This is a genomic window from Thalassoglobus sp. JC818 (genome assembly GCF_040717535.1).
In the GTDB taxonomy this organism is placed as follows: Bacteria; Planctomycetota; Planctomycetia; order Planctomycetales; family Planctomycetaceae; genus Thalassoglobus.
This window is the reverse complement of sequence record NZ_JBFEFI010000005.1, coordinates 508,214-527,986: the sequence shown is the minus strand read 5'-3', so window position 1 is coordinate 527,986 and position 19,773 is coordinate 508,214. Positions and strand designations below refer to the sequence as shown.

The 19,773-nt window shown below is 51.5% G+C and carries 20 protein-coding genes and 1 pseudogene; 4 read left to right on the top strand and 17 right to left on the bottom strand.

Features of this window, described 5'->3' with window-relative positions; translation table 11 throughout:
* Nucleotides 1–531 precede the first annotated feature (531 nt).
* Both AB1L42_RS16105 and AB1L42_RS16100 read left to right on the top strand, forming a co-directional pair.
* The gene (locus AB1L42_RS16105) at nucleotides 532–873 is read left to right on the top strand and encodes a hypothetical protein (RefSeq protein WP_367057910.1); all 342 of its coding nucleotides are present in this window, start codon (nucleotides 532–534) and stop codon (nucleotides 871–873) included.
* Between the two features lie 78 nt (nucleotides 874–951).
* A complete protein-coding gene (locus AB1L42_RS16100; protein WP_367057907.1) occupies nucleotides 952–1,353 on the top strand; it encodes a biotin/lipoyl-containing protein in 402 nt (133 codons plus the stop codon).
* 222 nt (nucleotides 1,354–1,575) lie between these two features.
* Here AB1L42_RS16100 and AB1L42_RS16095 read toward each other — a convergent pair whose 3' ends face one another.
* The 5 genes from AB1L42_RS16095 to AB1L42_RS16075 all read right to left on the bottom strand — a co-directional run bounded on the left by AB1L42_RS16095 (nucleotide 1,576) and on the right by AB1L42_RS16075 (nucleotide 5,889).
* Nucleotides 1,576–2,016, bottom strand: a complete 441-nt coding sequence (locus tag AB1L42_RS16095; RefSeq protein WP_367057904.1) for a hypothetical protein — start codon at nucleotides 2,014–2,016, stop codon at nucleotides 1,576–1,578.
* 114 nt (nucleotides 2,017–2,130) lie between these two features.
* Entirely contained in the window at nucleotides 2,131–3,183 is a 1,053-nt protein-coding gene (locus tag AB1L42_RS16090; RefSeq protein ID WP_367057901.1) for a DUF1559 domain-containing protein, read from the bottom strand.
* Between the two features lie 690 nt (nucleotides 3,184–3,873).
* Nucleotides 3,874–5,361: a sulfatase gene (locus AB1L42_RS16085; protein WP_367057898.1), complete on the bottom strand. Its 1,488-nt coding sequence runs from the start codon at nucleotides 5,359–5,361 to the stop codon at nucleotides 3,874–3,876.
* 75 nt (nucleotides 5,362–5,436) lie between these two features.
* Nucleotides 5,437–5,751 (bottom strand): hypothetical protein, encoded by a 315-nt coding sequence (locus AB1L42_RS16080; protein WP_367057895.1) that lies wholly within the window; start codon nucleotides 5,749–5,751, stop codon nucleotides 5,437–5,439.
* A 15-nt stretch (nucleotides 5,752–5,766) separates the two neighbouring features.
* Complete coding sequence (locus AB1L42_RS16075; RefSeq protein ID WP_367057892.1) at nucleotides 5,767–5,889, bottom strand: hypothetical protein; 123 nt, start codon at nucleotides 5,887–5,889, stop codon at nucleotides 5,767–5,769.
* A gap of 224 nt (nucleotides 5,890–6,113) precedes the next feature.
* Here AB1L42_RS16075 and AB1L42_RS16070 point away from each other — a divergent pair.
* Nucleotides 6,114–7,204: pseudogene (locus AB1L42_RS16070) on the top strand (crosslink repair DNA glycosylase YcaQ family protein).
* A gap of 130 nt (nucleotides 7,205–7,334) precedes the next feature.
* Here AB1L42_RS16070 and AB1L42_RS16065 read toward each other — a convergent pair.
* Nucleotides 7,335–8,000, bottom strand: a complete 666-nt coding sequence (locus AB1L42_RS16065; protein WP_367057889.1) for a hypothetical protein — start codon at nucleotides 7,998–8,000, stop codon at nucleotides 7,335–7,337.
* Between the two features lie 458 nt (nucleotides 8,001–8,458).
* Between AB1L42_RS16065 and AB1L42_RS16060 the strand changes: the two genes are divergently transcribed.
* On the top strand, nucleotides 8,459–9,328 hold the full coding sequence (locus tag AB1L42_RS16060; protein ID WP_367057886.1) for a PEP-CTERM sorting domain-containing protein: 870 nt from the start codon (nucleotides 8,459–8,461) through the stop codon (nucleotides 9,326–9,328).
* 282 nt (nucleotides 9,329–9,610) lie between these two features.
* On the opposite strand, the gene AB1L42_RS16055 is transcribed toward AB1L42_RS16060, so the two are convergent.
* From AB1L42_RS16055 to AB1L42_RS16005, 11 genes are all read right to left on the bottom strand, one after another.
* Nucleotides 9,611–9,937 (bottom strand): hypothetical protein, encoded by a 327-nt coding sequence (locus AB1L42_RS16055; RefSeq protein ID WP_367057883.1) that lies wholly within the window; start codon nucleotides 9,935–9,937, stop codon nucleotides 9,611–9,613.
* 165 nt (nucleotides 9,938–10,102) lie between these two features.
* Nucleotides 10,103–10,369 carry a hypothetical protein gene (locus AB1L42_RS16050; RefSeq protein ID WP_367057880.1) on the bottom strand — a complete coding sequence of 89 codons (267 nt, stop codon included), beginning with the start codon at nucleotides 10,367–10,369 and terminating at the stop codon, nucleotides 10,103–10,105.
* 436 nt (nucleotides 10,370–10,805) lie between these two features.
* Entirely contained in the window at nucleotides 10,806–11,270 is a 465-nt protein-coding gene (locus tag AB1L42_RS16045; RefSeq protein ID WP_367057877.1) for a hypothetical protein, read from the bottom strand.
* A gap of 455 nt (nucleotides 11,271–11,725) precedes the next feature.
* On the bottom strand, nucleotides 11,726–12,259 hold the full coding sequence (locus AB1L42_RS16040; RefSeq protein ID WP_367057929.1) for a transposase: 534 nt from the start codon (nucleotides 12,257–12,259) through the stop codon (nucleotides 11,726–11,728).
* Nucleotides 12,260–12,530: 271 nt separating this feature from the next.
* A complete protein-coding gene (locus AB1L42_RS16035; RefSeq protein WP_367057874.1) occupies nucleotides 12,531–12,875 on the bottom strand; it encodes a hypothetical protein in 345 nt (114 codons plus the stop codon).
* A 9-nt stretch (nucleotides 12,876–12,884) separates the two neighbouring features.
* A complete protein-coding gene (locus AB1L42_RS16030) occupies nucleotides 12,885–13,169 on the bottom strand; it encodes a hypothetical protein (protein WP_367057871.1) in 285 nt (94 codons plus the stop codon).
* Nucleotides 13,170–13,658: 489 nt separating this feature from the next.
* Entirely contained in the window at nucleotides 13,659–14,792 is a 1,134-nt protein-coding gene (locus AB1L42_RS16025) for a D-TA family PLP-dependent enzyme (RefSeq protein ID WP_367057868.1), read from the bottom strand.
* A 91-nt stretch (nucleotides 14,793–14,883) separates the two neighbouring features.
* Nucleotides 14,884–16,062, bottom strand: coding sequence for a VWA domain-containing protein (locus AB1L42_RS16020; protein WP_367057865.1), 1,179 nt, complete (start codon nucleotides 16,060–16,062; stop codon nucleotides 14,884–14,886).
* Nucleotides 16,055–18,337 (bottom strand): DUF5682 family protein, encoded by a 2,283-nt coding sequence (locus AB1L42_RS16015; RefSeq protein ID WP_367057862.1) that lies wholly within the window; start codon nucleotides 18,335–18,337, stop codon nucleotides 16,055–16,057. The genes AB1L42_RS16020 and AB1L42_RS16015 overlap by 8 nt, the downstream gene beginning before the upstream one ends.
* A complete protein-coding gene (locus AB1L42_RS16010; RefSeq protein ID WP_367057859.1) occupies nucleotides 18,334–18,588 on the bottom strand; it encodes a hypothetical protein in 255 nt (84 codons plus the stop codon). Before AB1L42_RS16010 ends, AB1L42_RS16015 begins: the two co-directional genes overlap by 4 nt.
* A gap of 67 nt (nucleotides 18,589–18,655) precedes the next feature.
* Nucleotides 18,656–19,768 (bottom strand): AAA family ATPase, encoded by a 1,113-nt coding sequence (locus AB1L42_RS16005; protein ID WP_367057856.1) that lies wholly within the window; start codon nucleotides 19,766–19,768, stop codon nucleotides 18,656–18,658.
* Nucleotides 19,769–19,773 lie beyond the last annotated feature (5 nt).

Genomic DNA, 19,773 nt, shown 5'->3' with positions numbered 1-19,773 from the left:
GCTTGTCTGCTACTATGCCTCAAGTGGTTCGAAACGCGCTCTAGTCTTGCTCAAGAGTACCCGTACTAGCCGACGCTGTTCTGTTGATCTCCTAGAAGGGGAAGAAGAAAGGTGCCATCGTGACGATTCCGAGAATCATCACTCCGGTGCAAATATTTGTGATGATGAAGCACCTTTGCTCGTCTCCGTCAAGGAGACCATTTTTGATGCGCGTTCTTCGAATTGCTAAGCCGTAGAGACACAGGACAGTGGGGAATGCGGTGACTCCGAAAAGCCAGACAACCCAGTGGATGGGTGATACATTCAGTTCACTGAGATTCACACCTCTTCGAACTTGTTAGTAATGCCATAGGTAGTCCCGACATGCTAGGAGTGATAAGATAAGGGAGGCAAGAGGAAGCAGGAGGAATTGAATGAGTGCAAGGAATTTCTCCTGTAATTGCTTCATCATCACACCAATTCATCAAGTTAAGGATGCTTAAGACGTGACATGCAAACAGTGGTTGTGCGTTAAGTGTCCTGAGGTGACTCATGTATCCTCCGGATGAACTTCCTGAAAGTTCTTTCATTCAGGTTCCATTGGATTGGAGGTTCTATCCAGACGATGCCTGGGCAGCCTTAGCAATGGCTAAACTTGAGCAACCGCCTTCTGACGTCACCAACGAAAGGCTCTTTCAGGTCGCTGCGGACGAAACAATTCATAAATTCTGGCGAAGTTGTGCAGTGGCCGAGTTGTTCTATCGACAGGCGGAAGTCCGGCGAACGTTGCTGGCAGCTCATCATCTATTTACCAAGGTTTCAATAGCTGCTCAATTCCGCCTCTTGTTTGATTTCAGTTCTTTTCTGAGACACGAAGAAGTTCAACGTGAATAAATCGACGAGGATGTCATCCAGTTATTCCTGAAAACTCTAAGGAATGTTCAAGACTACCGGCTTGCTCGACCTGCATGGATGGTGCGCGCACAGCTTGGAGACGAAACGGTGTTCGACGATCTGGTCGAAAGAATTGAAAGTTACAAGTGGGGAGATCCAACGAAATCACTGAAACGGTTAAAGTCAGGGGAATACAGCTGGTCATTCTTTGTCGAAAGAAAGCCGCTGCGGGATGAAACCGTCGTGTTCCACATGCCTGAAATGAGTGTTGGATCACCGATCGAGGTGCGGCATCAACCTGTACAGTCTGGAGATTGGCTGACTCGCGGAATAACGACGCTTCTTGAACTGGAAAATGAAGAGTGCATCATTGAGCTTCCGGTTGAGAAGTCTGGAGTTCTTTCGGAATGGATTGTGAAAGTGGGCGACACTGTCCAGGTCGGGGACCCATTATGCAAGTTTTATCCTCATGTCGACTGAGGCTATAAATCCATTGCCGTCGGAAGTTTGATGTTGATAGCTCTTCGTGCTGAGGGCCGTGGATTGGTCGGCGGATGAGCTGTGCAACAATGGTCGAATCGGGGTTGATCTTCAGCTCAGAAGTTGCCACCAGATGCAGTTTCACCCAATGCCATGGCTTTTGGATGCACGGCATTGGGTGATTGTTCAATTCAAACTGTCACAGCGAGACGCGTGGGCCTGCTAGTTGCGGACCTGGATGACTTCGCCTTCTGAATCCAGGTTAAAGTCGGCTTTATTCTTGCCTGGTTTTACGTCGTAGCTGAGAGTGGTTCGAAGGTTGTACTTGGCTGGCAGGGTTTCTTTTGAAGCACCGGCGCCATAGCCTCCCTGTTCACCGCTGCTTTGCAACTTGCTGATCGACACGCGGTGATTTCCGATAGTCGCTCCCAGCACACCCTTGGTGTATTCCACTTCGTAGTATCCGTCTTCGTCTGTGCGAGCGTATGATGGACGTGCTCCTTCTGGTTGGAAGGTGAGAACCGCATCGGCCACTGGCTTCCCATCTTGCGTGACCGTTCCGCTGACTCTTCCGATATCGGGAAGGTCTGACTTGCCGCATCCAGTAAGACTTAGTGCCAACAAAAGAATGCCCGCTGTTGCACTCTTTGAAATCATATTCATTGCAATCTCGAATGGTGTAGATAGAAAAGGTCGGTAGAAAACACCACGAACCCAGCAAGTGTGATGCTGGGTTCGAAGGCTGTTTAAGAACACTTACAGAAGTTTACAAGTGGCTTAGAATTCGCCGATTGGGAATCCGTCGTTTCGACGTGCCAGCTTGTTAAATGTCCCGTAGTAAGAGTAGTTAGGGTCACCTGGGCTGAAAGCGTCCCAGATGTTGAACCCGGCAGGGCCAACGTCGACGTAATCAATGTTGTCGCTGATCGTGCGAACTGATCCGTCGGCGAGGACGTATTGGGCGATGCCCACGTGTGCGCTAGAGAATCCTTGGCCGACACCCTTTGTGTCGTTCCATGGGCGGATCGTCGTCGACATGTTCTGAGCGACTTGTGTGTGTGCTGAGACGGTGGACATCCCGCGAACACCGTTTCCGTTCGGGTTACGAACGCCTACCCACGAGCCAGCGCGAGCGATTGGGGTTTCGCGCTCTCCCACCATGATGGTGTTCGAGGTGCCGTCTGTGAAATCTCGCATCCGGGTCGGGACGGTTTCGCTCATTGCTCCGTAGCTGTCGAGAGTCAGCTGAGGGTTGTTACGAACACCGCGATTGGCGACGTAGTTCGAGACTGCTGGTCGCATCGTGTTGTCGAATCCGCCTGCTTGTGCTCCCACTCCATCACCGTAGTGACGATCTGTTTCGACGACGCCGGAATTGGAATCCGAAGGGCAAAGAAACGCGGGGATTGTTGTGGTCAGAGCTTTGCTCACGAGTTCCCTCGTTGAGAGTGCTGGATTCTGAAGTGCGAAAACATCGTACAGGCGATAAGTCCCCGGATCGAGCTGATTGTAGATACCGGTCTGCTCGATGTAAGGGAGGATCATGATGTTCCATCCCCAGCATTCGACATTGTTGATGTTTGCCAGAGCTGTCATCGGAGCGCTGCTCTGAGTCGAACGGAAGTGAACGAGCGGGAACGTGTTGTAAACTTCGTTGTAGTTGTGCAAAGCCAATCCAATCTGTTTGAGATTGTTCTTGCACTGAGTACGCCGGGCAGCTTCGCGCGCCTGTTGAACGGCAGGCAGCAACAAAGCGATTAAGATTGCGATGATCGCAATCACGACGAGAAGCTCGATGAGCGTGAATCCACGCATTTTTCTGTTGACCATGTACGTCTCTCACTGTCCAAAATTAAGATGAAAGATTTAAAGGATGACGAATAGAGTGTTACTCAATTGTCACAGCAGATTGCCGGCGGAAATTGAAACACTTTTAACACAAATCGGTTATTCAAAATCTTGCGCGCCAGTTTGGATTCGCTAATGTTGAAGACGGTTCTCAGGGAAACTGTCGTCTAAAGTCAGGCAGTTGTGCGCAGCTTATATCGAGTAATTTAGATGCGTGCGCAGCGATGTCCTCCACGCGGCCAGGCAGAACTGATTCTGGTCCTTCAGGCAGCGCAGCGTCGAAATCAATTCAAGGCAGACTTTGCATCCCACCCGAACCGAATCACGGTCTCATTTGTTGTTGATGGAGATAGTTTGGCAGTTCCGGCTGGCTTCTCTGAACGCGATGTCATCAGCAGTTCTCACACCCTTCCTCGCTATGCAGCATGTTGGCCCGAGCGGGCATCGCATCAGTCGGAATGCATTTGTTGGCGACGAGTCGGTTCTTAGCGCAGTTCTCTTTCAGTCCTCAGTGGTGGAAGGTGGGCGAGGAGTATACTCCTCGGATTCGGCTATTGAACCCGCGCGTGTTTCGCAGGTTCCGAAAATTCCCGACAGTTTTGAAAGAATTTTCGACTCGCGATTTTCCCTGCATTCTGAGCGAATTTTGGGGAGTCGATCGGTAGCGAATCGTCAGTTGCTCTGCAGCTTCAGGCGGGATGCGAGTACTGCGTCCATTTGATCGCTGAGTTGCTTGAGCAGTCGGGGTTGGCTGCTTGAAAAGTTTTGCCGTTCGATCAAAAGTCCTGCATGCATCTGGGCACTATCGGGAGCAGAATAGTCATAGAGTTCTTCAGCGACGGTTTCCCGGGATTGCCAATTGATCCATCGGGTGTAGCGAGCGTTCTTCGTGCGAATCGAATAGCCCATCACCTCAGGAGTTGTGCTCTCCCAGGGACGATTGAATTGACTCATCACGACATCTCGTCCCGGTGCTTTGGGGTCTTCGAGGATCGGGACGAAACTGCGGCCATCGAGATTCTCCGGAGTCGTCAGTCCCGCCATGGAAGCGAGCGTGGGATAGAGATCGACAGTCTCCACGAGTGAGTCCGTGGCGACTCCCGGTTGATTGAGATTCGGAACCCGGATGAGCAACGGCACGCGTGTGTCGAGCTCAAAGTTCGTCGCCTTGCACCAACGATTCGTTTCACCAAGAGAGAATCCGTGATCTCCCCAGATGACAACGATTGTATTCTCGTCCAGCTTGAGCCGCTCTAAAGCTTTCAACACTTTTCCGACCTGAGTATCAGTGTAGCTGACGCATGCGTAGTAGCCATGTCGCAGTCGTCGTGTCTGCTGTCGATTGAGCTGTTCGTCTTTGGGGATCGCTTTGTAGCCTCCGAGTTCGCGGTGGGTGTGCAAAGCGAGTTCGGGCGACGCCTTGGTCGGTTCAGTAACGCTTTCCGGAAGGTCGAAATTCGTGGCCTCGTGCAGGTCCCAGTATTTCTTCGGGGCATTGAATGGCAGGTGCGGCTTATAGAATCCCACCGCCAGAAAGAATGGCTGCTCTGCTTGTTTCAGATTCTCTAGCGTCTCGACAGCTAAATTTGCGATTTTGCCATCGGGGTAAGCATCATCCGCGACATCCGGGGCTTCATAAGCTGCTTGTTTCTTTTCTCCGCTTTGGTTCTCCGGCAGTAAGTGTTTCTTCCAACCCTTCTGATTCAGAAGTTCAGGTTCGGACCATGAAACCGGGTCGAGTTCTTTTTGGTTGCCACTGAAGATTTTTCCGAAGGCAAGCGTCCGATAGCCGTTCTGCTTAAAGAGTTGTGGAAGCGTCACGTGATTGGGATGCGTCTCCCGAAATAGATTGCGATTGTGCCAGACCTGTGTGTGATCAGGCAATAATCCGGTGAGAAGCGAGGTTCGCGATGGCCCGCACACAGCTTGTTGCACATAGGCACGATTGAATAGCCGGGCTGTCTGGGCGAACTGATCGATATTGAGTGACTGAGCCAGCGGATCGCCATAGCATCCGAGAGACGTTCTTAGGTCGTCGATGGCAATGAAGAGAACATTCGGCTTACCCAAGTTCGATTTTGATTCGACCTGTGCGCACAGTGAGCCATTGACGAGCGGAAAACTGAGGCTGAAGAGCACGGCAAGTGCGAGTTGCTTCATTCGATCGCTCGTCGTTGCGGCGATCATCAAGGTGTTCATGATGTTTGAGAACAACGAAAACTCCTGAATTGTCTGCTACCGTGTGTCGCTGCAGCTTTCGTTTGCGAAGCTGCCTTGATCGCTCGGATCTTCTGCACTCGTTTGAAGTCGATTGAAGTATTGTACAAGCAGTCGTTCGCTGCGAAACCCAGTGAGTGCACTGGCTAACCCCATCAGTGATGAGTGAAAGAAGAAGCCGACGTTGAGGCCCAGAATGACTCCAACAGCGACAATCTCTTCAGGCAACGCATTTGGATTCGGGTTGCCCAACATGTCGTGAATGAACCGCACGACAGCGAGAGCCTGAAATCCGAGCCAGATGACAGCCCCGAGAAATGCAACATAGAACAAAACTGCGCACCAACGTCATCGGTCCCAAAATTGAAGAGACTTCGCAATCTTGGCGACGTACTCTTCGTCTGACGACTTCGGTCGCGAAATCGATTGCAGCGGCAAGAACGGGTCGTAAGGGGATTCAGTGTCTTGCATCGGGAACTCCTGAACGGTGTCACTGACAACGATCAGTGTTTGAAGTCAGATCAAAGAGAATGCAATTTCCTGTGACCGTACAAACGAAGAGGCTGCTGCTTTGCCAAATCCCCGACGCCGCCGATTTGCTTCCCGGTTGATGTTGTTAGGATGCGTTACCTCAGCGAGGGTATTGCACCCGGCCAAGGAGAGACAGGGATCGCAAGATCTGCTACTACTCGGGAATGACTGAACAACTGAAGCTGAGTGAATTTCGAAAACGCATCGTTGCTGGAATCTTTCCGGATTACTCAAACTTGTCCGCAGCGATCAGAGGCATGCAGTTTGTGCAGGCAGATCCGATTCGGTCACCGGCCAGAGCGCAAGATCTGGTCCTTCGGCAACGTGTTGCCGGGTATTTTGCGGGCGACTTGGAGGAGAAGTTTCCGCGTCTGAAAGCCGAGGAAGGCTACCTCTTCGCTTATGGATTTATGACGCCAGAAGTATGGCGAAACCTTCGTTTTCGTCCGCTTGCTGATTTGGAACAGCGAGAGCATGAGGTCCTTGAAGCGGTGGCTGAACTGGGTGAAGTCCATCCTCGTGAATTGGTCGAAAGATTTGGTCAAAAGTCGGTCAAGAACTACTGGGGCGGTCGCTCTCAGGAAACGAAGCGGATTTTGAGAAGCTTCATCATCATGGATACTTGCGGGTGAGCCGACGCGAGAAAGGAATTCGTGTCTATCAGGTCCCCGAGGATTCTAATGAACCCATTAAGGCCCCCGAGAAGCGGTACCGCCAACTTGCTCTCACAACGGCTCGTGTGTTTGGCCCGACCACGAAACGTTTTTTGATCTCGGAGTTACGGCACCAGAATCATCTATTGCCCACCCGGGGTGACCGATGGTCAGCTGTTGAATCCTTGGTTGAGTCTGGAGAGTTAGCGGAAGTCGAAGTGGCTGGTGTCACGTATCTTTGGACACGGAACGACTGGTTGTCGGCGGAGGTGCCGGAGCGTGTCCGGTTCCTCGCGCCCTTTGACCCGCTGGTGCGTGACCGAGACCGTTTTGTGCAACTTTGGGAATGGAATTATCGTTTCGAAGCCTATGTTCCGGAGGCAAAAAGAGAGAGAGGATACTATGCGATGCCAGTCCTTTGGTGTGACAAGATAATTGGTTGGGCGAATGCGAAAGTTCAAGATCAATGCTTGAAAATCCAATTCGGATACGCGGAGAAGAAACCACGGGTGAAGGCGTTTCGTCTGCTTGCTGAGGAGGAGGCAGACTCAATGGCTCGTTTTTTAGGCTTGCGGGGTGGGGCTTGGGAACTGACTTATTGAATCGACAATTCTCGACTGAATTAACTTTCGCGAACAGTGTTCAAGAAAGTTACTGCCAACTTGACGCTCTCTTCAGAGCACCCTGGCCGATTTGTTTCCCGCTTCATGTCGTTAGGATGCGTTCTCTCAGCTACCAATCGTTAACAGTGTCGCCAGCATCGATCGTGAGAAGAGTAGCGAGTGTTTCGGCAGGCAGTCCGTTTGCTGCATAACGCACACTCCCATCTGCCATGACGAGAAACACATCTGATGAGAGATCCAGTTGTTCGTTCTTGAGCTCCAGAGTGCCTGAATCCGTGACCACGGCGTCGACAGGTTCGTGCCAGGCGCAATCAGAGTTTCGGACAGCGATCAGTAAAAGTGTCTCGTGTGCTCCATCTGCGAAGTCCGAAATCGATCTTTCTTCTACAGGGTTCCAGGCAGCATGCGGTCCGACGACTGCCAGAATCCGATAAGGGTGGGACCCGAATCGATGTTGAGAACCTGACTCTACGTTGACTGGGCTGTTCCAAGGTTGAGTCAAATCGTAAGCGTTAAACCGATCATCGGTCTCCACGATGTTCTTAAAGTGGTCCTGAATTATTGAACGCCAAGAGTGAATCGGAGAGCCATTTTCGTCCCGCACGACCACAGGCGGAAAGCTCCCGTGAGCCTTGTAGTAGTCGTGTAGCGCCGCCACGATCCACTTCAGGTCATTGTGAGTCTGTTTAAGAAGCAGCGATTGCCGAACTTTCGCGAGAGAATCTGCGATCAATACACACATGAAGAGAGCCAGTCCGCTGACAAAGATCGCCATGAACCAATTCTTTCGGATCGACGATATCATATGCGGCCGACTGTCATTGTATTGTTTGGATTGGGTGGGAATATGTGGCAGTTAAGAGATAGGTCGAGTGCCGATCAGCATAGCGCCCCGGCAGGTATTTACAGCCACGAAAAGTTGTTGTTCCGTTCAAATGGCCACCGGGACTGGAAACGGATGATGATATCGTCATCGGATAGGGTTAGAAACCGGACGGTGAAGCATCTTGTTGCTACGCAACCCAGCCGATCTCGCCCGGGGTACCTAGCGAACGGGATTTCATGAATCTGATCATGAAAGGATAAAATTTCGATTTCGTTGATGCGGCAGCACTGAAGCACTCGTTATTCTCGAAAGAGACCTGAAACAATGGGCAAGTGTCTCACCACCAATTCACTCTGGACGTTTCTCTCAGTTGAACTCGAATTCAGAGAATCTCGAAGAGGGCTCAAATGAAAACTGCAGTTGCTTTATTCGTCGTCGCCACCTTGTCTCGCCATGTCGAAGCGGGTGTCCAATACTCGATGGTCCACAATTCTGATGCCTATGCAACAACTGGCCCGATCGACGTTATCGGCCCCAGAAGCACTCCAATCAACTATGAATTCGCGGGCTTCACTGATTTTCGAGAAAGAAACCACGGCGAAGTTCAAGTGAATGTCAACCAGGGTTCAATCGGAATCCACGCGGAGACTTACAATAATGGGCTCTACGCACCTCAACGGCAGGAGGTGACAGCAAAATTCCAATTTGACACAATTTTCAGTTCAACGGGCAGCTCGCCCGTCGACGTTATTATGAATCTCGATTTGAGTGGGACGATCGATCCCGGACAGTCCCTCACCTCAAGCATTCAAGTCGACGCTGGAAGCCAGTTCACTTTTTCACGCGGAACATATTCGGAAAGCCTTAACCCATCCAATCCACCTGTGCTCCGCGATGGAATGCTTAGTGGCTTTTCTGCGAGTGGAAACGTCCAGTCAGTTTCAACCGGTGCGATCCAAGTCCCGGTCAACGTTCCCGTCACCATGTTCTTTTCGTTGACGACAAGTCAAGGATATGACCTGACACGTTCGACGATTGACTTTGGCAGCACGTTCAACCTGACGAGATTTGGAGACGTTTTCACGATTCAGGGACCGAATGCATCAGAAGTCTATTCGGTTGACTCCATTGATGCTGGTATCGTGAACAATCGATTTCAATCCAAGGTTGTCCCGGAACCATCGTCTTTCGCATTGATCGGGTTAGGAAGTTTCAGCTTCCTCAGCTATGTAAGGAAACGTCAACGACCTCTCAAATTGGTTCGCCCCGCCGGGTAAGCGCGCAGGATGGCCCGGCCGACAACGGCGCGGGTGCCATGCCCTCGCTTGCGTGGGCATGTTGATACGGGGCAGTCGAACAGTCTTGAGTTGAGCTCGTCTTCGAGAACCGTAAGAGTCGGAACGGAATGCGGCTCAATCGAAATCGGAACATCCGACCCCGTATCCAAGTTCTTTCTGCAATGCCACCTAGCCACATGTTAAAGACATCTTGTGTCTTTGGCGCCCAGCCGACGTCGGCCAGACCACGCAGCTAAGTCTTCGACAGATAGTTCCTCGACCTCATTTCTTAAGACCTCCGACACCGTTGCGAATCAGTAAGTCTTTAATCTCGTACGGATTCATTTCAGCGTAGAGTACTGAGACTCGATGCTTGATCGTCGCCGTACTTAAGATGACATCGCACCGTGATGTGTTTTGCAGCCAATCGACTTCAACACCGACGATGTCTTTCGATGAGCACACAACAAAACGTGGATGCAATAGCGATTTTCGAAATCTGACGATATCGTCCCGGAGTGAAATCACAACAGGCCTCAAGAGCAGTAGCGTACCAAGTCCCAATGTTACGATGCCCAGCAACAACGCGATCAGAAGTTGTTCATCCATGCCAAGCGAACTCATGTTTTCGCGATTCACATACAGCAGGACTAAAAAGACGACGCAACCCAAAAAAAGTCCCGACGAATGCCCTGCGTTGAATTCGCACTTCGAAATCGACCCCGCGATCCACAATCACCTCCATACAGCAGATATGTATAGTTTCGACAATGGTTAGAGCCCTTTGTCAAGTAGGCTGTCAGTTGGATTACTCACTTCAGTCATGATCCTTTTAAAAGACTGCCTCATCTGTTGTTGTCGATGGTGTTCGCGAATCGTTTCTCCAACAACGATGGCATACACTCCCATGAGTCCAACGGCTAGCCAAAGTACCAGAAGGACTCTTCCGCGTTTTTGACCTCGGCAGAAGCAAGAGTAAGCTGCGAACACGCCGAGAAGCAGCCACGAAAGGAAGATCAATTTTCCACCTACGTCTGCCATGGTAATGCCTCTTGGAATCATCACAGAATAATATTCGGGAGATAGGTGTGGTGAATTGTGCGTGTGAGAGTCGCTTTCGTAGGTGGAGTTGAGAGAGGAAAAGTTAGCCTGGGTGCCCTCGCTCGCGTGGGCATGGCACCCAGGCCGATTGGTGACGAGAGATCTGTTGGCGACGATCAGTCACGACCGTGAAAAAGAACATCCCACCCAGAACATCAGCACGTCGATAATTCGCCATCACGACAGTTTACGACACACAGAATCCGATCGCGAGCACAACGATCAGCCTCGTTTCAAATGGTCAGAGAACAACAGAAAGATCAGCGATCTATCATCGTCAGGCACAGCCTGACCTACCTTGCTTTCGTCACATTCATGACGTCAGGTACGACATCCCAAACGATTTTGATATAGAAATGTTCATTCAATGGGACGATCACACTTTTCCGGCGGATTCAAGAATGTATTGATTCATGTTTTTGTCAACGACTGGGAACAGCTCGCACACTTCCTCAAACATTTCAACCAGGATCGCCGCATTTTCCGGCCAAGAGTCTTCATATGTCGCCTTGTGCGTCAAAACACTGATGTCAAAATAGAATCGCCCTGGAACATACTCTTCTCCTATCATAAACACATAGTTAATCTCGGTGCTTGGAGAAACACGAAACCCTGCATCGAAACAAATACGAGCATTGCTGTTCGCATTGAATTTCTGCAACAGATGGGAAATTCCTTCGCTATCGAGAAGGTGTGGTGGATTTCGCCGAGTTTCTTCAGAGAATTCATCCAATCCCCAGGATCTATTCAAAGCTTTCACTATAGTGTCAATAATCTGTTCGGCAGCTTCTTGCGTCAACATGTGATCAAACACCACAGTAAGAGACAATGGATCAGACATCACACTTCTTGAATTTTAAAAATGCACAGATTCACTGACACAAGAGACATCGACAGAACGTTGTGAAACAATGTTACTATGGAGTTGTGGTCTCTAAGACGAATTCGACGAATCCATTGCCATCAAGGAATTGGCGAGCGGTTGTCTCTGCACTGTCGAGTACGAGCAATACTGGACTTTTCCCGGTTGCAGTTGCGTAACTTGATGTCATTACCAACTGCCGAGTCAAAGTATCTCGATTTGCCGCACTTGTGGAAATTGAGGACTTCACTTCGTAGATTTTAGAGTCTGTCACGATATCAAGATCAGATAATACATTCTGATTGTTGGAATTAAGCCTTTGGCTGGGTTGACCGAAGGCAATAATTGTCTCGCCACGATTGGCCGCTTGCTCAGCGGCTGAAAGTACAGTCTTGTTTCCAGTAGACGTAGGTCAGGCTGTGCCTGACGAACTTTCATTCTCCAACCGATTCATTCATGTCATCGAAATTCATTGATCGCTGTGAGTCGTTCCAGCACGCCCAGTGCCAGGGGTAAACGCCTTGTTTGACCCAGCGATGAAAGCTCGAATGAGGCCATTCATGTGGACAGCGAACGAATCCGTGTTTCACCGGGTTGTAGTGAATGTAGTCAAAATGTCTCTCATAATCGTCGTCGGATTTGATTGTGTGTTCCCAAAATCTTGGTTGCCACACGCCGCGACGACCTTCTCTTCGGCGAGCTGCTGAAATCTCGTATTCGTGATGACCCGCTCCGAGCCACCGCTTTGAAAATTCCTTCTTGATCCACGACCAGCGGACAGAATAGTTCGAATCTCCACTAGGAAGCGACCAGATCGCATGCAGGTGATCTGGCAGCAACACGATTGCCATGATCTCGAAAGTCCATCTAGTACGACATTGACGCAGACAATCGCCCAGCAGGGACCGAGCCGATTGGCAACGAAAGATCGGTTGGCGACGATCAGTCACGACCGTAAAGAAGAACATCCCACCCGGAACATCAGCACGTCGATAATTCGCCGTCACGACAGTTTACGACACACAGAATCCGATCGCGAGCACAACCGAACGAATGCTCAGCCTCGTTTCAAATGGTCAGAGAACAACAGAAAGATCAGCGATCTATCATCGTCAGGCACAGCCTGACCTACCTTGCTAACCAAACCTGACCGAAGTTCACCCGCGAAATGACACGGCGAATCGCTCACGCACGCACGGGAATGGGGCAGCCCAAGCGTAGATACCAGCACGATGACGTTCAATCCGTCGTGACGAATGGGGAGCAATCTCCGCACAGCAACACTTCATCGTGACTAACTCTGATATGTTGGACGTTATTCAATACGAATTTAGCTCTTGCCGCCTCATCCTGCCGCTGCAAAAGGCTTGGAATCCAATAAAACCAATTCCGTGCCTGATCCTCTGAAGGATTCTTGGTATCTTCAAACTTTGTGTACTCCCATAGCTCGCCGCTTATGGCCTTTCGAGGTATTACCATTTCATATCGATGTCCTCCTGGAAACGGATCGGCCTGAAAATGCAGAACAATTTCGCTTGGAGAAGCATGTTGGCCGTCAACTTGGATTGTCAATTCGTTGCTCATTGCTAGTCCTCAAAATCCAATTTTCTCTTTCCAAACGATTGGATTGTAAGCCGACTTTAGATGAAGCTCCACACGGATGCCGGTTTCGTTGTAAAAGTCATCGGCGATAGACTTCAGCTTTGCTTTCACTTTGTCGTAGTGTCGGCTGCCTTTGAGTCCGCTGAAATCCTTGATTGCGATGTCCAAGTCTGAAGAATCGAGCGGCCCACGGCCACGAAACGTGCTTCCGCTACGAGAACCAAACGCACCCACGTCGTCCACAGTCACGTAGGTCAGGCTGTGCCTGACGACCATTCATTCCCCAACCGATCTCATTTATGTCTGTGCGTCTTTCCAACACCCCGGGTGCCACTGCTGAATTGGCCGGCGGTGCCAGTGGGTTCTCAATGGGGGAGACACAACTTCGGTGGAAGTCGTGACAGCACGAGCGCCATACCCTCGCTTGTGTGGGTATGCTGCTCAGGTCAAATCAGAAATTCGAGTAGACGTAGGTCAGGCTGTGCCTGACGAACTTTCATTCTCCAACCGATTCATTCATGTCATCGAAATTCATTGATCGCTGTGAGTCGTTCCAGCGCGGGTGCCATGCCTTCGCTCGCGTGGGCATGTTGACACGGGTCAGTCGAACAGTCTTGAGTTGACCTCGTCATCGAGAACCTAAGAGTCGGAACGGAATGCCGCTCAATCGAAATCGGAAAATCCGATCCCGCATTCAATTTCATTCTGCAATGCCACCTAGCCTTTCGTAACTGGAGTTGAGAGTGAAAAAGTTAGCAATGGCGATTAAATGGTGAGGCGGCGGTCGCGGGCTTCGATTGGCCATTCGTCGATTTGTTCGCCTTTGGAAATGATGATGGCTGCTGGGTAAAGGACGGATGTGGGGCAGACGTGGCGGGGGATGGCGAGGGTCCAGTCCCCGGTTTTCCATTGCTCGGCGGAGTCGGTCTCGATCACCAGGTGCTCTTCGTTTTGAAGGACTTGAACGCCGTCGGGGATGGCTGGGAAAATGGCTCGTTCACCCATCGCCGGATCGGAAGCAATGGCCTTTGTGCCGAGATCGAATGTGATGCGATTCGCGGTCGGGCGGCTGATGACTCGGGTCATGACAAGAGCAGCGGGGGTGAACATGTCGAGGTCGGGAAAGTTCTCACCGTATCCAGCATCATGATAGACACAGGTTCCCGGGCTGAGTTCGATGCAGTCATCATCGATTTCAGTATAAGCAGGGAATGTGGGAGTTCCACCGCAGATGACTTTCTCGACGGGGAAACCGTCCGCCTGCAAGCTGTCGCGGAACTCGCTGACTGATTGCCAGTAATTCTTAACAGCAGATTTCCGTTCGTCGAGATTGGAGATTTTGAGGTGACCATCGTAAAGATGCAGCCCAGCTGCGCGGAGTCCGGGAGCCTTTGAGATTTTGGCGTAGGCGATTTTCGCACTTTCTCCGAGCGGCAAACCAGTTCGATCGCGGCCGGGGTTGATGTCGAGAACAACATCAATCGAAGTGCCAGCTGCTTCCATTGCTCGGCTGAGAGCTTCGATCTGTGTTAAATCGTCGGCTGTCACACTGAGTCGAACGTTGGGGAATTTCTTTCGAAAAGCAATCGCACGATCGATCGCAGGGCCGATCAGGTTGTAAGCGAGGAAGACGTCTTCCACACCGGCAATGGCGAGCATTTCGGCTTCGGCGAAAGTCGCAGCTTTGTGTTTGCGAATGCCTCGCTGAAGCTCGTTCTTGATGATGGTGCTCATCTTATGTGTTTTGCAGTGGGGCCTCAGTCGCTCTGGTTGCTGCGCCATTTCGATCATGGCGTTCAAGTTTTGGTCGAGCAATTCTTGAAAGACGATAAGCGAAGGGCTGTCAATTCGCTCAGGTGAGTTGATCTGATAGATGCTGGGAAGCTGCGGGCGGGACATTTAAATGGCTTTCAAGTATTCAACTGCAAGGAAGCAAAGATTCGGAGAACAGTTTCGTCGGGAGGTGAATGATCTACAAGCGAAGAGGCCGTTACGATGGGTTCTGTTGAGAATGGAAATCTCCGTGAGTGATCAGATCGTGATTGGCAGCCCACTGTGTGAGGTCTTTGCGATCGATCGCAGCAGCGATCAGGTCAGGGAAATGATCGGGAGTGCAAGCGAAGGCAGGCACGCCCAGCGAAGCGAGCGCCCGCGAAAGATGGTCATCGAAAGAGGGGGCTCCCTCATCGTTCAACGCGAGCAGGCAGACGAGGTTGACGCCCGAATGTACGATGCGAGCAATCCGTTGAAGCAACTCGTTTGCGTTTCCTCCTTCGTAAAGGTCGGTGATTAGAATCATTACCGTCTGTTGAGGACGCTGTATCAGCGACTGGCAATAAGCCACCGCTCGATTAATGTCGGTTCCTCCTCCTAATTGAGCTCCGAAGAGAGTGTCGACCGGATCTTGCAGGAGTTCGCTGAGGTCGACGACTTCGGTATCGAAGACAACCAGGTTTGTGCGGAGCGAGTGAATCGACGCGAGGACGGATGCGAACAAGCTGGAGTAGACGACCGAAGTGGCCATCGATCCACTCTGGTCGACGCACAGAATAAGATCTCGCATGGCCGATCTTCGACGTCCGTAGCCGACCAGCTTTTCGGGGATGATTGCCTTTTGTTCCGGAAGAAAGTTCTTGAGGTTCCGTTTAATCGTCCGGTTCCAGTCGATTTCATTGGGCTTGGGGCGATTGTTTCGAGTGGCACGATGAAAGGCGCCTCGCACAGCCTCAACCATCGGCTGGCGGATTTTCTTTTCGACTTCCTCAACGACTTTTCTAACAACCTGCCGGGCTGTCTCTTTGGTCTTCGCGGGAATCACACTTTTCAAAGCGAGAAGCGTGGCGACGAGATGAATATCTGGCTCGACTTGCTCGAGCGTTTCCGGTTGCAACAACATTTCATGCAGGTTGAGCCGTTCGAGAGCGTCTCGCTGCATCAGCTTCACGTTGGATTCTGAGAAGTACTGGCGAATGTCTCCGAGCCAGCGATTGACGTTCGGGCAGGAACTTCCGAGTCCGCCCTGGCGATTGGAATCGTAGAGCGCCTGAAGAACGTCGTCGCGGCCTTTGTCTTCTGCTTCGAGTGGAAATGCGTCGTCCGGTGGGTCGGACTCTTTTCCGAGGACCATTCGCCAGCGTCGCGATCGTTCTTTTGATGAGTTATCAGTCATTCTTGACTCCCAGGATTTCAGACAGGATTGGAATGACCAGACTCGCACGTTCGGAGTGAATGGCTTTCTCGGTCGCAAGTGTGTTAGATGTTTTGCGAGACGTCGCTGTTAGGTCGAAAGTTCGAATCTTCTCCGCCATCTGTCGGCGTTCGGGACCGGTGAAATCGCTGAATGCTCTTCTAAGGATCGGCAGAAGTTCATCGAAGACCTCTTCATTCAGCAGCATCAACCATTGATCGAGGCTTCGCCATAAATCATCCATATGAAGCAGCACGAGCCCGCTCCCTTGCAATAAGCCAATCAGCCAATTCGCAGCTGTCCGCGTCGGCGTGGCGGGTGAAAGTTCCAGCGATGTAATTCGATTAAGCTCTTCGGTGTTGAGGATCTTGCGTTCGATTAACAGTCTGCAGACTGATCCTCTGAGGAGCCCGTGTGCACTCGAGTTTAAGATACGCGACAAACGTTGGTTCCATTCTTCGGTGAGTTCGGCATCCTGAATCAAGTCGAGAGCAGCTTGAGTGGAGAGGATGCCTTTTTGAACAGCTTCTGCTGCGTCATCGTCCGTCGACTGACATGCGCTCGGCAAACCAATCAAGATGCGTGTCAGCATTTCTTTGAGAAGTGGAAGCACCGCCGAGCACTGTGTGCCTCGTACGTCGCTGTAACGTGAAATATTCGCCAGCGGGCCGACTGCTTCCATTAAATGGACGACATCGCTGCCGACAGCGGACTTGCTTCGAATGAGTTCGATGAGACCGGGAATGGATTCCTGAAGGTCGGCGAGGATGGCGGCGTCGAGTGACTGAGTCAGCGCACTCAACGTTGAGGCAGAGTTTGCGAGATCAAGGATTCGGGATGACGCAGCCGATTCAACTGTAGTTCCCCAGACATTGGCATCGATCAGGTCCACTGCAAATTCGGGGTGCCACTGCAACTGCCACAATTCATGAAATGTGGAAATTCCTCCGCCCGACTGCTGAAGCGTTCCCCATGAAATTCCGAGGATATTCAGGCGATTGAGTAGCTGGCTGCGTTGCAATCCGATTGGCTTTCGCAAATCAAGATCGACAATTTTCTTCTCCACAGTTGGTTTCAGCCGCAGAGATTTCTGAAGTCGTGCGAGGTCCTCGGCCAGCGGGACCGTTGGTGTTTCGATCGGAACGGAACCGAGTCGGTCCCCGATTTCGAGTTCTTCCCGAATGAGTTGAAGCGGGGCGGTGTTTCCGTGACAGAGGACCGCGAGGATCGATTCATTAAGTTCCGCGAGGCCAGCACTTGGACGTTCTCGAATCGCAGCGAGACTCTCTGCCAATCTCAGCGCTTCGACAATGTTGGCAGGGGCGGCATCGAATTCCTTTCTGCGAAGCAATCGCGCAGCATTTGTTAACCAGCTGCGAGGTGCGTGATCCCCATAGTTCCAGACATGCTCATACCAGCCGGGAGATCGGATTCCTGCTCCATAGCCACTTCGATACGCGAGCCGGTCGTAAGTCCAGGGAATCCAGGTCGACGTGGTCTTCAGCTTGGGGAGGCCTTTCAGTCGAGCTTGATCATCTTTGACGCGACAGCCGGGGACCTTTCCTTTCAAGGCATCTTCATCGAGAACCGGGCAATGCCAGGCTCCACAGACAATGGCGATCCGCTGAAAGTCTTCCTTCAGAGCCCGACGAATCGTTTTTCGCATGAACGCTTCTCGAAGCAGATCAGCCTCTCGCGTTTCAGGGAATTCGTCTCGGACTGACCGCATTGCTTCCTGAATCGCTTCGAAGAGTTGTCGAGCATCCTGCCGGCGTTCAATCTGTTCATCCCACCACAACTCGGGATCGGAATAGCCCGCAGCGTTTGAGAGAATTGCGATCGGGTCCGCCCGCCAAGCTGGTTCGCTCTCGGTGGAGTCATCGCCAGCTTGTTCTTGATCGTCTTCAGGTTGATCAGGCGATGATTCTGCTTCGTCGAGGGCCAATCGATGAGACATCGGCAAATCGATCAGTCGCACCGGCACACTCTGTTCGTTGGCCCATTGAAGCGCTTGCCATTCCGGAGAAAAAACAGCGAACGGGTAGCTGATAGATCGTCGCGGCTGCTGCTTGGGATACACAAGCATGGCCACAGGGGGAATGACTTCGCCAGTTTGAATTAACTCGAGAGAAGGTTCGGCGTCGGCTGGTCCTTCCATCAGCACGACATCAGGACCCCATTCCTGAAACGCAGATAACAAGCTTCGAGCGCATCCGGGACCGTGATGCCGAATGCCGAACACCTGAATACGATTCACCGTTTCGCCGATCTCTTCTTACGTTTTGCAACCGATTTTCCGGTCTTCTTACCCGCAGCGAAAGCAAACGGAATCCAGATGACAGCCAGTATTAATGAGAGCACGACCGCCGTTGCAGATCCGAGCGGCTGTGCGAATTTCTCAGCCGTGCGAGCATTTCCTTCGCTCATGATATAGAGACCGGCAAACGCCAGTGCGGGAAGGGCGAAAACGAGAATGACGGTAAGAATCACGCGAGTCTTCAGGCTCATCAGTTCACTTTCTCTTTCAGGCGATTCGCTTTTGCGTACATTTGTACGATTGCGATTGTAATCGCTGTCAAAGACTTTCGCGACTGGCGCGATACAGATCTTTCCATCCCTCTCGCTCTCTAACAATCGCCTGCAGATACTCCTGCCAGACGATCAGGTCTTGTACAGGATCTTTGACGATGGCTCCGGTCAAGCTTGAGATGATATCCCCGGCTTTCAGGGAACCGTCGCCGTAATACGCGGACATCGCCATGCCACTCGAAACGACGGAGATTGCCTCTGCGGTGGAAAGTGTTCCCGATGGTGACTTGAGTTTCGTTTTGCCGTCAGCGGAAACGCCGTTCCTCAGTTCACGAAAGATCGTGACAACCCTGCGGATTTCGTCCAACGCAGGAACTTCGACCGGGAGTTCCAACGCGCGTCCGAGTTGCTCTGATCGACGCTGAACAATTTCTACTTCCTGCTCGAAAGAGTCCGGAACAGGCAGGACGACAGTATTGAATCGGCGAGTCAACGCGCTCGATAAATCGTTGACGCCTTTGTCTCGGTTGTTCGCTGTCGCGATGACGTTGAAGCCTTTGACGGCATGCACCGAGGAATCGGTCTCGGGAATCGGGAGTGATTTCTCAGAGAGAATTGTGATCAGTGCATCTTGCACTTCGCTTGGAATTCTCGTCAGCTCTTCGATCCTCGCAATGCGACCGGTTTTCATCGCTGTGAGCATTGGGCTCGCGACGATCGCTTTGTCACTTGGACCTTCCGCCAGAAGTCGAGCATAATTCCATCCGTACTTGAGGGCGGTTTCGTCAGTCCCGGCGGTGCCTTGAATAAGTAATTGCGACGTTCCACTGATGGCTGCGGCAAGATGTTCGCTCACCCAGCTTTTAGCTGTTCCCGGAATCCCGTAGAGCAGCAATGCCCGGTCAGTGGCGAGAGTTGCGATTGCAATCTCGATGAGTCGATCATTCCCGAGATACTTGGGGGTGATTTCTGTTCCATCACTCAGCGTGCCACCCAGCAAATAGAGTTTGACAGCCCACGGCGACAACTTCCAATTTGGCGGTTTCTGTCGATCGTCTTCCTCCGCCAGGCAGTCGAGTTCGTGTGCATACTGAACCTCAGCCTGCAAACGAAGTTGTGCGGCATCTGCTTTCGGGATGTCTGCTCCTTGAGCACTCATTTCGT